Genomic DNA, 14,886 nt, shown 5'->3' with positions numbered 1-14,886 from the left:
AGGGTGGTGGGGTGTCGGTGGGGTGTTCTAGTGGGAGAGGAGGTCGACGACGGCGCTGACGTCGGCGGCGACGTCGTCGAGCAGACGGTCGTAGTCCCCGGTGGAGGAGAAACCCACCGGGTCGGTGTGGTCGTGGGTCACCCGCGGCAGCCGGTTGCGCTGGTGGGGGAGCTGGGTCAGGGACGTCAGCTCGCCGCCGCGGTGCCACTCGGCGAGCTGGTGCAGCCGGAAGGTGCGCTTGAGCATCGCCGGGGCGAGGCGCAGGCAGTGGTCCACGTGGGACTTCTCCAGGCCGACGACCAGGTCGGCGTCCTTCAGCACGTGCCGGTCGACGCGCCGGGCGGTGAAGCCGGAACCGTCCACGCCGCGCCCGGCGAGGTACTCCAGGGAGCGCGGGTCCATCGGGTAGCCGGTCATGCCGGACGTTCCGGCGCTGGTCACGGTGACGCCGGAGTTCCGGTCGAGGCCGTCGCGCAGCAGGTACTCGGCCACCGGGGAGCGGCAGATGTTGCCGGTGCAGACGAACAGCACGTTCATCGTCTCGTCCCTCCTGCCTTCTCGCCGAGAACGACCCGGCCCACGCGGAACTTGCGCAGCACGACAACGCCCAGGATGGACAGGCCCACCCCGCCGACGGTCAGGGCCACGAACAGTACCGGGACCGAGGTCACGCCCGCCGCCGAGGCCACCGCGCGGCAGGCGCCGATGGCGAAGGAGTGCAGTAGGAAGATGCCCGAGGAGTAGCCGCCGATCCAGGCCAGCCGGCGGTCGGCGAGTTTCCAGCCGAGGAAGACCAGGGGGAACAGGATACCCAGGGCGATGCCCACCAGGCTGTGGCGGGAGTCGAAGGCGCCGTCGATGCCCGGGAACGCGCCGGCCAGGGAGAACTGCACGGCCACGGCCACGACCACCAGCAGCACGGTGCAGCCGGCCAGGACGGCACGGTTGGCGGGGATCAACGAGAAGCGGGTCAGCGCCACGCCGGCGAGGAAGAACGGGGCGAGGGTCAGCGTCTGGCCCAGCTGCAGGAAGCGGAAGTACTCGGTCTGGGTCAGCACCACCACGACCAGCGAGGCGGTGAACAGCAGGGCGAAGTTGAGGCGCGTGGACAGCAGCCGGCGCGAGTCCAGCAGCGCGACCACGGCGAAGAGCCAGAAGGTGGTGAGCAGGAACCAGTAGGGGCTCAGCGAGTACAGCAGCCAGTGCACCGGGTCGAGGTCCCGGGAGGAGTTCGTGCCGGTCAGGTACACCTGCGTCAGCCCGATGGCGGGCACGAAGATCACGTAGGGCACCAGCAGCCGGCGGGCCTTCTTGCCCATGAAGGAGCGGTAGCCGGACACGTCGGTGAGTGGACGCCAGGCGTACACCAGCCCGGCGAGCAGCGTGAACAGCGGCATGCGCAGGTAGTCGACGGAGTCGGTGTAGTAGCGCAGCGCGCTGTCGTCGCCGACCTGGATGCCGTCGGCGGCGTTGTAGCCGATGACGTGGAAGGTCACCAGGAACAGGCAGGCGACGCCGCGAAGCGTGTCGACCGGGAGATTGCGGGACGCCGCACGCGCGCCGCGTGGCGACGCGACGGCAGCGTCCTGCCGGATCTTGTTGGAGGTCATCGAGGAACGTCCTACGGGTGTGAGGGGTGTGACCGGGGCGCAGGGGGGAGAGAGGGGGAGAGCACAGGGAGAGAGTGGGAGAGGGAGAGTGCCCCGGTGAGTCACCCTCATCCTAGGCAGGGACCGGTGGCCGGGCAACGTGACGGGCACGAGTGCGGCGGCTGGCCTACAATGTGCCCCATGTCCAATGTCGACAGGTCCCTCACCCTGCCGTCGGAAGCCAGGACACTCTGGGTCCACTGGGGTCGCACAGGCGGCGGCCCCCGGTTCCTCGCCGATCTCGTCGACGGCGACACCGACTCCACCAGGGCGTTCCAGGCTTCCGCTGAGCACGAGTCAGCGCAATCAGCGCAGGCACCTTCCCCAGCGTCCTTCCTCTCCTACAACCCCGACGCGGAGATCGCACCGCGGTTCGCCGCGCAGGCCCGCGGCGGTGTGCCGGCGTTCCCGGTGCCCACCTACAACTCCACCGCCGGGGTGGTCCTCGGGCTTCCCCGGCTGCTGCTCAACGCGGTGCGTCTGCGCCGGTGGATCCGTTCACACCGGATCGAACGGGTGGTCTGCGTGATGGAGAGCGTCTACCAGTCGCTCGCCCTGCCGCTGCTCATCCCGCGCGACGTGGAGTACGTGGCCTGCATCCACGACGGTTCCGCCCACCCGGGCGAGGGCAACGTGGTCCAGGCGGTGGGCCGGCGCAATGAACTGCGCCGCGCCGACCGCGTCGTCACCTTCTCCTCGGCGGTCACCGACGTGCTCGCCGGGCAGGTGGACGTGCCGGTCTCCACCGGCAGCCACCCGCCGTTCGACCTGCAGGACGCCGCGACCACGCCGCGCGAGCTGCCGCCGGCGGGCCTGCCCGGCGGGGTGCCGGTCATCGGCCTGTTCGGCCGGCTGCAGAAGTACAAGGGCATCGACGTCGCACTCGAGGCGATGGAGATCCTGCGCGGGCGGGACGCACCGTCCTGCGAACTGCACATCATCGGCTCCGGCCCGGAGGAGCGCCTGCGCGAGACCCCGCTGGGGCAACAGGCCACCTGGGACAACCGGTGGATCCCGGAGGACGAGGTCACCGAGGTGGTGCGTGGTTTCGACATCATGCTGCTGCCCTACACCGAGGCCAGCCAGTCCGGCCCGGTGACCCTGGCACTGGCCCACGCGGTGCCGTGCGTGGGGACGCCCGTCGGCGCGATCCCCGACCAGGTCGAGGGCTTCGGCGTGGTCGCAGAATCCGCCTCCCCGGAGGCCGTGGCCGATGCCGTGGAGTCGCTGCTGCGCGACCCGCAGCGCTACCGGGAGCTCTCCGCCGGGGCGATCCGCCGCGTCGCCGAGCAGCCCGACTGGTCGGACCTGGCGGAACTGATCCGCGCCGGGGACGCCGCCTACGCAGAAGGCGCAGCCGGTGCTGCAGAAGGCGCACAGGACAAGCAGGAGGTGCGCCCGTGACCTCTCTCGTGAGCTCACCCGTGAACACCGTCCGTACCGTCCTGAGCGAGCACACCCCGGCCGAGATCGCCCGCGCCGTGGCCCACCGGGCGTCCTCCGTGGACCGGTTGATGGCGCTGGAACGCCGCGCGTCCCTGACGCTCGCCGGACGTGGCACCACAGGACGTGGCACCACAGGACGCGGGAGTGCAGGACGCCGCGCCGCGGCCACCCGCCCCGTCGACCTGCTGGTCACCACCGTCGGCAACGGCAACATCGGTGACCAGGCCATGTTCGAGGCAGCGTTGGGCAAACTGGGCAAGCTCGGCGCGACGTCGGGCGGCCGCATCATCGCCGTCGTCCCCTCCGCCGACGCCTTCACCGTCCCGCCCGTCTACGCCGACCGGGTGACCCTGGTGGAGCTGCCCGCCCTGACCGACGGCAACCTGCTCACCGCCGGGCTCGCCCGCCGCCGGCTGACCAGCTACTTCCCCACGGCACGCAGCCTCACCGTCATCGGCGCCGACGTCATGGACGGCGGCTACCAGGGACGCGAGGCCGCACTGCGTCTGCTCGCCCTGGAGCTCGGCGCGCGCGCCGGGCTGGACTGCCGTGTGCTCGGCTTCAGCTGGTCGGCCCACCCCGACCCCTACGTCCTGCAGCGCTTCCGCGACCTCGACCAGGACGTCCAGCTCTTCGCCCGCGACGCGGTGTCGCGCGAACGCATGGGCGGCGCGGGCATCGGTGGTGTCGGTCTGGCCGCCGACATCGTGTTCACCCACCGCATCGACGCGGCGTCCACCCCCTTCGGCGACTGGGCAGGGCGGCAGCAGGACGACGCCCGCCGCGTCGCGGTGGTCAACGTCTCCGGCCTCGTGCTCAAGCGACTGTCCAGGTCGGGCGGCGCGCAGACCTACCTCGACGAGATGGCGGAGACCGTGCGCCGCCTCGTCGCCCGCGACTGGTCGGTGGTGCTGGTGCCGCACGTGGTGCGCGCCGGCGACGACGACCTCGACGCCTGCCGGCAGGTCCACGACCGACTGCAGGACGCCGCCACCGCACCGTACGTGACACTCGCCGACCGGCTGCTCAGCCCGGCGGAGGTGCTCGGCATCGTCACCCACGCCGACGTGGTGGTCTCCGCGCGCATGCACCTGGGCATCCTGACGCTGTCCAGCGGCCGGCCCTGCGTGCTCTTCGACACCCAGGGCAAGGTCGAGGGCCTGATGCGCGAGTTCGGGCTGTCCGACTGCGTGCTCGCCCCCGCCGAGACCACCGCCGACCGGCTGGTCGCCATGGTCGACACCGCCCGGGCCGTGGCCCGCGACACCGACGCCCTGTCCACCGGGCTGGCCACGATGACGGCGAAGGCCGAACTCAACTTCGCCTGACCCTCCCAGCACACCCCTCAGCACACCCCTCACCGACGTCCACCCCTTTTTCTCCGAAAGGTCTCCGGCCATGATCAACAAAGACTCCCTCCCGCCCGCCGTGCGCAGCCGCCTCGTCTACGCCCGCGACCTGGCCAGGACGGTGGCCGACAGTGCGTCGGACACCGTGCGGTTCATCAGGTACGGCAAGTGCTCCAACGGCGTCGCGCTGGACTCCGGCGACCCCGGCGTGATCGGCTACCAGGTTCTCAAGGACACCCACCGCGTGGAGAAGGCCCTGGCGCTGCCCGCCCCCAAGCAACCCTTCGGCAGCGACCTGGTGCCGCGTCTGGCCAAGGGCGTCGGACGCCTCTCGGACGCCCCGACGTGGGCGCGTCACGACGCCGCCAGCGGGCAGGACGCCCTGACGAGCTGGAACGCCGGCGGCGAGCTCGCCGACGACGTCACCCACCTCCCCGAGGCGGCTGGCGCCTCCGGTGAACTGCTCGAACTGCTGCGCAGCCGCTCGAGCGTGCGCAACTTCGACCCGCAGCGTCCGGTGGACGAGTCGATCGTGGACGAGGCTGTCGCCGCGGCCGGCGGGGCACCGTCGGTGTGCAACCGCCAGCCCTGGCGCGTGCAGTTCTTCTCCACCCGCGAGGACATCGACCGGGTGCTGCGCCACCAGAACGGCAACCGCGGATTCGGGCACACCGTCCCGCTGCTCGCCGTCGTCGCCGTGGACCTGCGCGCCTTCGGCGGTGCAGGGGAACGCAACCAGGCGTGGGTCGACGGCGGCATCTTCCTCGACGAGCTGATGCTCGCCTTCCACTGCCTGGGGGTGTCGTCGTGCGCGCTGAACCTGTCGATCCGCTCCGGGGAGTCCCGCGCGCTGCGCGAGGAGATCGGCGCGGACGAGGGCCTGGAGTTCATCTCGATGGCCGCCTTCGGCTACCCGGCCGAGGGTGCCAGGCACACCCGGTCCACGAACCGTCCGGTCGAGGAACTGCGCAACATCCGGTAACCCCGCTGGCCCACTTCCGGCCCGACGCAGCAACCCCACAGGATGGTCGCACCAACCTGTGGGGTTGCCGTCTGCCTGGGGGACGGGGAGTGGGGGCTACTCCGGCTGGGCCGGGCGCAGGCTGGTCCACATGAGGAAGACCGCGGTCGCCGACATCACCGACACCACGCCGACGAGCAGGGCGGTGTCGCGCAGGAGCAGCAGGGGGAGCAGCAGCACCAGGCGTCCGAACGCCCAGGCCAGGTAGTACCGGTTCAACCGCTTCATCAACGGGATCTTCGAGCACATCGCCGAGGGCATCCAGGTCAAGCAGAACACGCTGACCAGGGCCAGCGACAGGACCGTCACCGAGTCGTCCCCGTGCAGGGAGAACAGCACGGCACCGGCCTGCACCGCCGCACTGGCGGCACCGAGTGCCAGGCCGATGAGCAACGCCTTGCGGCACCAGGAGCGCTCGCCGGCCACGTCGTCGGCGCGCACGGCCGCGGCGATCTTCGCCTCCACGGGAGGGGCCACGACCTGCTGGGCCAGCGTGCCGAACCCGCCGGTGAGGCGCACGACGACCGCCCACAGTTCCTGGTAGGGGCCCAGGAACGGGGTGATGAACCCCTGGAACTGGAAGCCGAACTCCGCCAGCAGCACCCCGCCGGTGGGGCGTGTGGAGTCGCGTAGCCAGCGCCGGTGCACCTCGTCGGTGAGGGAGCCACGGTCACGCCAGAGGACGTTGAGCAGCTTGTTGCGGGTGCGCCACAGGATCAGCACGGCCGCGACGAGCGGGTTCAGTCCCGCCACCACGATCAGCCCGGCCTGGAAGGGCACGGCGAAGACGACCACGCAGGTGGCCACCACGTTCGTCACGCCGAAGACGAGGCGGGCGGTGGAGTAGACGTCCATGCGCTGTTCCTGGGTCGCCACGGCCACGGCCATCACGTACAACCCGTTGGTGAGCAGCAGCATCGTGGACCAGCCGGTGAGCACCGCCACGGTGTGGGTGTCCGGGGTGAACACCAGGTCGGCCACCAGGCCGACGACCACGAGGACCACGGTGACGACGAGCATCGACAACAGCGACAGGGACGTCGCCGCGTCCCGCGAGCCGGTCGAGACCGTGAGGTAGCGGCTGTGGAAACCCAGGATGGAGGTGCGCGACAGCACGGTGGCGAGCGCCAGCGGCAGCATGAGGTAGGCCAGCTGGCCGGTCTCCTGCCCGATGATGGGCAGCAGCATCGCCAGGAAGTTCAGGCCCTGGCCGAACAGGGCGGGGCCCATGCGTAACAACGACGAAAACCGGCCGTGAGAACGACCGGTTTCCTCGGGTGCGGGGGAGGTCAGCGGTCCGCTCCCACCGTTTCCCTGGCGGTGGCGTCGCTCACGCTGCTCGGGCCGGTGGAACCGGTGGAGCCGGCGTTCGTGCTGCTCGTCTTCTTCGCCGAGCTCACCGCGCGGGCGGTGTTGCCGTAGCCGTAACCGTAGCCGTTGCGGTAGTAGCCCTTGCCCTCGGACTTCGGGGTCATGGTGAACACGGTGCCCAGGATGTGGGCACTGACCTGGTTCAGGTTGGTGGTCGTGCGGGTGAGCTGGTCCACGGTGGTGTTGCCGTGGCGCACGGCCAGGATGATGCCGTCGGCCGCGGAGGCGACCAGGGCGGCGTCGGTGACCGGGATGACCGGGGAGGCGTCCACCACGACGTAGTCGTAGCGGGAGTCCAGCTCGGCGAGTAGGTCGCGGAAGCGCTGGGAGCCGAGCAGCTCCGCCGGGTTCGGCGGCTGCGGGCCGGAGGTGATCACCGACAGGCTGTCGCGTCCGGAGTCCTGCACGATGTCGTCGACGTCGGCGGCACCGGAGAGCACCGTGGACAGGCCGACCTCGGACTGCAGGTCACCGTCGAGGTAGTCGGCGACGCGGGGACGACGCAGGTCGGCGTCCACGAGGCAGACACGCTCGCCGTCGTCGGCCAGGGCCAGCGCCAGGTTGGTGGCCAGGGTGGACTTGCCCTCGCCGGGCATGCCGCTGGTCACGGCGATGACGGTCGGGGGGTTGTCCACGTCGAGGAAGCGCAGGTTGGTGCGCAGCTCGCGGAACTGCTCGGCGGCGATGACCGGGGCGGCGGAGAAGTCCAGGACGTGCGAGCCGGCGGTCTCGGTGCTGTTGTTGGCTCCGCCGCCGGAGAGGTTGTCGCTGGTGCTGATCGAGCCGACGGACGGTGCACCGACGATGTCGGTGATCGCGTGCTGGTCGCGGATGCGGCGGTCCGTCATGCCGCGGATGATCGCGGCGGCCAGGCCGACGACCAGGCCGATGAGGATGCCGATGCCGGCGTTCTGCAGCGTCTTGGGGGAGGACGGGGCGTCCGGGGTGAGGGCGTCGTTCAGCGGCGCGAGCTGCGGGGCGCTGGACTCACCGCCGGGGGAGGCGGTGGTGTTGAGCTCGGCGACCATGCTGGTCAGCTCGGTCGCGGCGGAGTTGGCGACGTCCCGTGCCAGCCCGGCGTCGGTGGCGACGGCGTTGATGTTGAGGATCACCGTGTCGCGGTTGGCACCGGCGGTGAGCATCGAGGCCACCTCGGCGGGGGACTGGTCCAGGCCGAGGTCCTCGGCGACACGCTCGCCGAGGGCACGGCTGGTGGCGATCTCGGCGTAGGTGCCGACCTGGCTCTGGCTCAGCAGGGTGCCGCGGTAGGCGTCGGCGGAGTTCCCGGTGTTGGCGGCGCCGACGTAGAGCTGCGAGGTGGCGGTGTAGTCCTTCGTCATCAGTGCGGAGGCGCCCCAGCCGATGAGACCGCCGACGAGTGCTCCGACGAGGAGCATCCAGAAGGACTTGCGCAGGTAACCCAGGTAGGTGGCGAGGTAATTCTGCCCGGAGGCGCCGGACGTCTCCTGTGAGGTGGTGGAGGCTGTCATGGAGAGGGTCCTTTTCTTGTCTGTCGGTTCGGTCGTGTCTGTCGGTTCTGTTTTCGGTCTGTAACGTTCGTTGAGGGCGACGGCGCCCACGATCAGGGGCACCATCGGGGTGGCGTGCCGCAGGGCCGAACCCCAGTCGGGTTCGAACAGGCCCTGGACGACGAGGAAGGACAGCGGCACCGCGGCGAAGCGGGCCATCATCCGTCGGTGCCGTCGCGGGATCCGGGCCCGGTCGGCCGGGGTGGCGCCGGCGCGTGCGGCGGCGGACGCGGCGTACACCGCGCTGACCCAGATCGCGGCGAACACGATGCCGATGACCAGGTAGTAGGGGGAGAACTTCGCCGCCAGCGGCAGCGGCACGATGAAGAACAGGATGGTCAGCACCACGTTGACCATGCCGCCGAGCGGTTCGGGGAGTTCGATGAACCGGGTGATGATCGACCCGGTCACCGCCTGGCGGGCCTCGCCCTCGTTCACGGCGGTGCGGAAGTAGTCGGCGGGTTCACCGGTGCCGATCCACACGGCCAGCCCGGCGAGCGCGCCGAGGAGTGCGAGGATGCGCACGACCCGCCACGGGGTGGTGGAGATCCGGCGTCCCTGCAGTGAGGTGCGGCGGGCGAGCAGCAGGCGCAGCACCACGTAGACGACCGCGACGATCGACCAGTAGGTGCGGTACTCGGTGCCGAGCAGCGCCAGTGCGGCGACGACCACGATCTCGCCGAGCAGGTTCATCGGCATCAGCACGATGGCGATCATGCCCAGGGAGATCAGGATCTCCTTGGTGTAGGTCGCCTGGTACAGACCGATGAGCACCGGGGTGGCCAGGGCCAGGACCAGGGAGATCCGCCCTGCGTGCACCCCGCCGACGCGCACCAGGACGATGCCCAGCGCGGTGGAGCCGATGACCGCGCCGAACACGGAGGCGGCGGTCGGGGCGTCCTCCATGCCGAGGGCGCCGTAGAAGTGGGCGATCACCGAGTAGGAGCCGTAACCCAGGTCCATGGCGCTGAACGGGGAGGTCATGATCTCGCGGATGGTGCCGGCGTCGTTGCCGAAGCCGCCGAAGCGTCCGGTGATCGTGGCGCGGGCCACGAGCCCGACGACGACCGCCACCGCCCCGAGCAGGACGGCGACGAGCAGGGGCGACTCCAGCGGTGACCGGCGGCCCGTGCCGGCCGGTTCAGCTGCTGGGCTGTCGGGTTCTGCCACGTCTCCTCCTTCCGGTGAGTTCGAGTGCGAGTGAGTAGGCCTCGGTGAGGGCCGCGTGCTGGCGTTCGGGGGTGTGGGACTCGTCCAGGCCCGCCCAGTGCGAGGGGTCGGAACGTTCCCGCAGGATCGTCACGGCCTTGGCCGCGGCGTCGTCGGGGGAGTCGAACCGGGCGGTGGCGGGGCACTCCCGCAGCGCCGGGATGTCACGGACCAGCAGCGGGACGCCGATGCGCCGGGCCTCGAGCACGGCCATCGGGAAGCCGTCCCACCGTGCGGTATGCACGATCAGCGACAGTCCGGCGACCTGGCGGCGCAGTTCCTCGCCGGAGAGCCAGCCGGTGACCTCCACCCCGGCGTCGGTCAGGACGTCCACCAGGGAGGCGTCCTTGCCGTCGCCGTCGCCGATCCACACGAACCGGGCGTCCGGGATGCGCCGCCGGATGCGGCGGGCGGTCTCGGCGAAGAACGCCGGGTCGCGTTGCGGGGTGACCCGGGAGACCACGCCGACGACGGGGGCGGCACCGTCCTGCGGTGGCGACCAGCTGCCCGGCACCGCCGGGTGGTCGTCCATCAGGGCGTTCGGCACCACCACGACAGGGGTGCGTCCCAGGCCGACCATCAGCTCACCCTCCCACTGCGCGCAGGACGCGCCGACGGTGGTCAGCGGGTGCAGGGAGCGCTCCATGGCGCGGAAGGCGCCGCGCTTCCAGGCGGGGATGTCCGCGCGCTCGAAGGCGAAGCTGTGCGGGGTGTAGACCACCGGACGTGCCGGACGCCCCGGCGTGACCAGGTCGAAGGACCGTGCCACGCGGGTGTAGGCGCCGGCGAAGCTGGAGTGGGCGTGCACCACGTCCGCCCGGTGGGCGTCCGCGGCGCGGCGCACCGCGGTGACCGCGGCGGCGGGTGAGCCCGGCAGCGTCTCGTCGGCGCTGAACGCGCCAGGGGTGCGTCCTGCGGTGGGGGCGGTGCTGCGGGAGTTGTTGGCCAGCAGCACGTGGCGGTACTCCGGGGTCAGCCGCGCGTACTGGTTGACCGCGGTGGCCACCCCACCGTCGAAACAGTCGGTGACGTGCAGGATCGTGGTCATCTAGTACGCACCCCGCGACAGCAGCACGGCCTGGACGGTCTGCAGGATCGTGCGCACGTCCAGCGACAGCGACCAGTTGTCCACGTAGTAGAGGTCCAGCTTCTCGGCCTGGGTGGGGGTCAGGTCGGAACGTCCGGAGACCTGCCACAGGCCGGTGATGCCCGGGCGGACCTCCATGCGCATGCGCATGTCGTCGCCGAAGGCGTCCACCTCGTGCTGCAGGTGCGGGCGCGGGCCGACCACGCTCATCGTGCCGAACAGGGAGTTGGCGAACTGGGGGAGCTCGTCGATGCTGGTCTTGCGGATGAACTTGCCCACCTTGGTGACGCGCGGGTCGTCCTTCATCTTGAACAGGCCGTCGGCGCCGACGTCGTCGCGCAGCTTCTGCAGGCGCTCGTCGGCGTCGGTGTGCATGCTGCGGAACTTGTAGATCCGGAACGAGCGGCCGTGGTAGCCGATGCGGTCGCTGACGTAGAACACCGGGCCGCCGTCCTCCAGCTTGATGGCCAGGGCGGTGATCGCCAGGATCGGCGAGACGGCGACCAGGGCGAACGCGGAGACCGCGACGTCGAAGAAGCGCTTGGCCAGCCCGTTGGCCGCGTTGAAGCGGGGACGGTCCACGTACAGGGTGTGGCTGGGACCGAAGGGGACCACGTTCAGGCGGGTGCCGGCGATGCCCTCGATCATCGGGTCGAGGTACAGGCGCATGTTCAGCCGGTCCAGGTGCCAGGACAGGCGGCGCAGGTTGCGGTGGCCGAACTCCGCCAGGGAGGCGACCCACACCGCGTCGCAGTTGTAGCCGGCGGCGGTGGCCACGAAGTCCTCGTTGGAGAAGGACTCGTCGATACAGATCGAGTTGAGCGGAACGTCGCCGGTGTCGGCCAGCAGGTGCTGGTTGTGCGGGTCGGTGACCAGGATCGCGTGGATCCAGCCCGGGCGTCCGGCGGCGGTGTCGTCGGTGGTGTTGTTCTCGTGCCAGGAGGTGGTCAGCAGCTTGTTGATGTCGGCGACGTTGCCGATCACCAGGAACTGACGCTGCAGGTCCGTGCGGAACCGGGAGGTGTAGCGGCGCGACAGGTTGCGGGTGATGACCATCAGCACCAGCCCGGTGGGCAGGGCCAGCAGGGCGAACTGGCGGAACAGGCCGTAGGACGACAGGGCGTCCACGCAGGCCAGTGCCGCGAAGTAGCACAGGGACCCCTTGATCACGAGCTCGCGTCCGATGGTGGGGAACGCCCTCGCCTGGTGGCTGTAGCCACGGCACACGGTGATCGCGGCGACCCAGCACATCGTCAGCAGGAAGGTCATCCCCAGGCTGCGCAGGGAGAAGACCTCCTCCACCAGTGCCCAGCCCAGGGGCTTCCACAGGTAGAGGCTCACCGCGTTGGCGATGAACGTGGCGGCGAACAGCGCCATCGCGTCCGAGACGATGAAGAACCACTTGCGCTGCAGGTGGCGGTCCTGGCGGCGCTCCCGGGCCTGGGAGATGCGCTGGACACTGGTGCCTGTCGGGCGCGTGGCCACGGAGCTCGTGGTGGGGGGTGAGGGGTCAGTTGATGCTTTTCCGAGGATCACGGTGAATCACCTTGTTCAGCCCGCATGGTGGTGACGGGCGCGTGGAGAGGGGAGGGGTGAGGGGTGTGTGGAGGTTGGAGGGCGGAGAGGGGAGAAGGGAGAGGCCGGGGAGAGGGCCGGGAGAGGTCGGAGAGTGGTGTCTGTCGCTTGTGGGTCATGCTAACCACTAATGCCGCGCCTGGCTACCGGAGTGGATTGGGGGCGGATATGCAGGGGTGGCCATTTCACCTCCGATACAGTTGGAGCATGACTTCGAACTCGCCGGCTCCCCCGCGGGCCAACCCCCGCCAGGCGGGTGCGGGTGGTCGGCACCGGTTGCCGTCGCCGCGCCCCGTGGGGTGGAGCCTCACCGTCGCCGCCCTGTCGACGGTGATGATGACCATCGACATCACGATCGTGCTCGTCGCGTTGCCCTCGATCAGCGCGGACCTGGGGCTCTCGCTCTCCGGGGCGCAGTGGGTCATCAACGCCTACAGCCTCACCTTCGCCTCCCTGCTGCTGGCGGCGGCGAGCCTGTCGGACATCGTCGGACGCCGACGTATCTTCCTCATCGGCCACGTCCTGTTCCTCGCCGCCTCGATCGGCTGCGTGACGACCGGCTCGGAGGCCGGCATCATCGCCTTCCGCGCCCTGCAGGGTGCCGGCGGTGCCCTGGTGTTCGGCACCTGCACCCCGCTGCTGGCGGACGCCTTCGACCCGGCGGACCCGGACTCCTCGGCGAAACGCACGCGTTCGGTGGCGGCGATGATGGGCATCGGCGGTGCGGCGAGCGCCTTCGGCCCGCTGGTCGGTGGCGCCCTGGTGGAGACCGGGACCTGGGAGTGGATCTTCGCGATCAACATCCCCATCGGCATCTTCGTGATGCTCGCGACCCTGCTGTTCATCCCCGACCTGCACCGCGAGGAGCGCGACGCACGCCGCGCCGCCGGTGCGGCGGCTGCGTCGTCCGGTGCGTCCGGTGCGCCCGGTGCGTCCGGCGTCCCGCGGATCTCGGTGTGGGCGGTGATCCTGATCGTCGTGTCGCTGGTGCTGGTGAACTACGGCATCATCGACGGCCAGGAGCAGGGCTGGACCAGCGAGATCATCATCGCCTCCCTGGCCGCCGGCGTGCTGCTCTTCGCCGCGCTGGTCCTGTTCGAACTGTCCAAGGGTGACCGGGCGATGGTCGACTTCCGCCTCTTCCGCATCCCCTCCTTCGCCACCGTCACCTTCAACGCCTTCGCCTCACGCATGTTCAGCTTCGGCATGATGCCCTTCATCATCCTGTGGCTCGCCGGGCAGCTCGAACTCTCCGCCCTGGAGATCGGCTACGTCTCCAGCGCGCTGGCCGTGCCGATGGTCGTGTTCTCCGCGGTGGGCATCGCCCTGGTGCGGTGGGTTCCCGTCCGCGTGGTCCAGGCGGCGGGCATGCTGATCGTCGCCGGCGGACTGATGCTGGGACTGGTGATGGACGTCGACTCCGGGTGGGCCGACCTGCTGCCGATGTACCTGGTGCTCGGCGCGGGCACCGGACTGATGCTGCCGCACGTGATGTCCCTGGCGGTGGCGGTCGTGCCGTCCGGACGCACGGGCATGGCCACCGGCCTGGCGAACACCGCCCTGCCGCTGGGCACCGCCTTCGGTGTGGCGGTGTACGGGGCGTACCTGTCCAACAAGGTCAACACCGGCATCGACGGCATGCAGTTCCCGCCCGGCATGCCCCCGGCCATGGAGGACCGGCTGCGCGACGCCGCGGAGGGTGGCCTCTTCCAGGAGATCGGCCGGCAGTCGCAGGCCTTCGCCCACGAGACCCTCGGCTTCTTCATCGACGGGCTGCACGGCATCTTCATCATCGCCGCGATCCTGGCGGTCGTCGGCGCCCTCGCCAGCCTGATCTTCATCCGCGGCAAGGACGGCACGGGGCGCGCCGGCTCCTAGAGCTGGCAGCCGTCCGGCCCGCAGGACGCCTCGTCCTGCACCCCCGGGACGGTCGCGATCGTCGGGGCGGGGTGGGACGCCGCCCACTGCTGCTCGAGCGCCCGGGTGAAGACCTCCACCGGCTGCGCGCCGGGTACCGCGAGCTTCATGTCGAGCACGAACGTGGGCACCGAGTTCAGGCCGAGGGACGCCGCATGCCGGACGTCCTCCTGCACCGCGGGGATCCGCGTGCCGTCCTGCAGCTCGGCGGTGACCACGTCGGCGTCCAGACCCGCGGCGACACCGATACGCACCAGGACGTCCGACGCCCCGATGTCCTCACCGTCGACGAAGTGGGCGCGGAACAGGGCCTCCTCCACGGTGTCCACTGTGTCCGTGGTTTCCCCGCCGTGCTCCTTCGCCAGCTGGATCAGCTGGTGGGCGCGCAGGGAGTTGGCGACCACCAGCGAGTCGAAGTCGTAGTCCAGCCCCTCTGCGGCGGCCTGTTCGGCGACGTGGCCGAACATCTGGCGGACCTGATCGATCGGCATCCCCTTGGACGCCGCGAGGTACTCGGCCTCCGAGCGGTCGTCGTGCTCCGGCAGCGTCGGGTCGAGCTGGTAGGAGTGCCAGGCCACGGTGATCTCGTCGCGGTGGGGGAAGGCGGCGAGGGCCGTCTCGAAACGGCGTTTGCCGATGTAGCACCAGGGGCAGGCCACGTCGGACCAGATGTCGATGTTCACATCCGGTGCAACGTGGGCCTGCCCCTGGCTATTCCGTGTACGGCAGTGCC

Annotated in this window: 11 protein-coding genes; 4 read left to right on the top strand and 7 right to left on the bottom strand. The window is 70.4% G+C overall.

Features of this window, described 5'->3' with window-relative positions:
* Positions 1-27: 27 nt before the first annotated feature.
* Together ACT3TD_RS05215 and ACT3TD_RS05210 are read right to left on the bottom strand one after the other, a co-directional pair.
* Complete coding sequence (locus ACT3TD_RS05215; RefSeq protein WP_441579113.1) at positions 28-537, bottom strand: arsenate reductase/protein-tyrosine-phosphatase family protein; 510 nt, start codon at positions 535-537, stop codon at positions 28-30.
* Positions 534-1,610 carry an acyltransferase family protein gene (locus tag ACT3TD_RS05210; protein WP_441579114.1) on the bottom strand — a complete coding sequence of 359 codons (1,077 nt, stop codon included), beginning with the start codon at positions 1,608-1,610 and terminating at the stop codon, positions 534-536. The genes ACT3TD_RS05215 and ACT3TD_RS05210 overlap by 4 nt, the downstream gene beginning before the upstream one ends.
* A 180-nt stretch (positions 1,611-1,790) precedes the next feature.
* Here ACT3TD_RS05210 and ACT3TD_RS05205 point away from each other — a divergent pair, with 180 nt between their 5' ends.
* The 3 genes from ACT3TD_RS05205 to ACT3TD_RS05195 all read left to right on the top strand — a co-directional run bounded on the left by ACT3TD_RS05205 (position 1,791) and on the right by ACT3TD_RS05195 (position 5,426).
* Positions 1,791-3,053 carry a glycosyltransferase family 4 protein gene (locus ACT3TD_RS05205; protein WP_301442987.1) on the top strand — a complete coding sequence of 421 codons (1,263 nt, stop codon included), beginning with the start codon at positions 1,791-1,793 and terminating at the stop codon, positions 3,051-3,053.
* The gene (locus tag ACT3TD_RS05200) at positions 3,050-4,423 is read left to right on the top strand and encodes a polysaccharide pyruvyl transferase family protein (RefSeq protein ID WP_301442988.1); all 1,374 of its coding nucleotides are present in this window, start codon (positions 3,050-3,052) and stop codon (positions 4,421-4,423) included. The genes ACT3TD_RS05205 and ACT3TD_RS05200 overlap by 4 nt, the downstream gene beginning before the upstream one ends.
* Before the next feature lie 70 nt (positions 4,424-4,493).
* Positions 4,494-5,426: a nitroreductase family protein gene (locus ACT3TD_RS05195; RefSeq protein ID WP_301442989.1), complete on the top strand. Its 933-nt coding sequence runs from the start codon at positions 4,494-4,496 to the stop codon at positions 5,424-5,426.
* A gap of 96 nt (positions 5,427-5,522) precedes the next feature.
* Here the strand turns inward: ACT3TD_RS05195 and ACT3TD_RS05190 are convergent, their stop codons facing one another.
* The 4 genes from ACT3TD_RS05190 to ACT3TD_RS05175 are packed head-to-tail and all read right to left on the bottom strand — an operon-like array spanning position 5,523 to position 12,146.
* Positions 5,523-6,695, bottom strand: coding sequence for a hypothetical protein (locus ACT3TD_RS05190; protein ID WP_301442990.1), 1,173 nt, complete (start codon positions 6,693-6,695; stop codon positions 5,523-5,525).
* 59 nt (positions 6,696-6,754) lie between these two features.
* Positions 6,755-9,535 carry a polysaccharide biosynthesis tyrosine autokinase gene (locus ACT3TD_RS05185; protein WP_301442991.1) on the bottom strand — a complete coding sequence of 927 codons (2,781 nt, stop codon included), beginning with the start codon at positions 9,533-9,535 and terminating at the stop codon, positions 6,755-6,757.
* Positions 9,507-10,622 carry a glycosyltransferase gene (locus ACT3TD_RS05180; protein WP_301442992.1) on the bottom strand — a complete coding sequence of 372 codons (1,116 nt, stop codon included), beginning with the start codon at positions 10,620-10,622 and terminating at the stop codon, positions 9,507-9,509. The genes ACT3TD_RS05185 and ACT3TD_RS05180 overlap by 29 nt, the downstream gene beginning before the upstream one ends.
* Positions 10,623-12,146, bottom strand: a complete 1,524-nt coding sequence (locus ACT3TD_RS05175; protein WP_301442993.1) for a sugar transferase — start codon at positions 12,144-12,146, stop codon at positions 10,623-10,625. It abuts the gene before it with no gap.
* A 297-nt stretch (positions 12,147-12,443) separates the two neighbouring features.
* Between ACT3TD_RS05175 and ACT3TD_RS05170 the strand changes: the two genes are divergently transcribed.
* On the top strand, positions 12,444-14,114 hold the full coding sequence (locus ACT3TD_RS05170; RefSeq protein WP_301442427.1) for an MFS transporter: 1,671 nt from the start codon (positions 12,444-12,446) through the stop codon (positions 14,112-14,114).
* On the opposite strand, the gene ACT3TD_RS05165 is transcribed toward ACT3TD_RS05170, so the two are convergent.
* The gene (locus tag ACT3TD_RS05165; protein WP_301442428.1) at positions 14,111-14,836 is read right to left on the bottom strand and encodes a DsbA family oxidoreductase; all 726 of its coding nucleotides are present in this window, start codon (positions 14,834-14,836) and stop codon (positions 14,111-14,113) included. The genes ACT3TD_RS05170 and ACT3TD_RS05165 overlap by 4 nt on opposite strands.
* Positions 14,837-14,886 lie beyond the last annotated feature (50 nt).

This window comes from Corynebacterium sp. AOP36-E1-14, assembly GCF_052377495.1.
Lineage (GTDB): Bacteria > Actinomycetota > Actinomycetes > Mycobacteriales > Mycobacteriaceae > Corynebacterium.
Note: the sequence above shows the minus strand (reverse complement) of the source record. Positions and strands in the feature narration are given on the sequence as shown.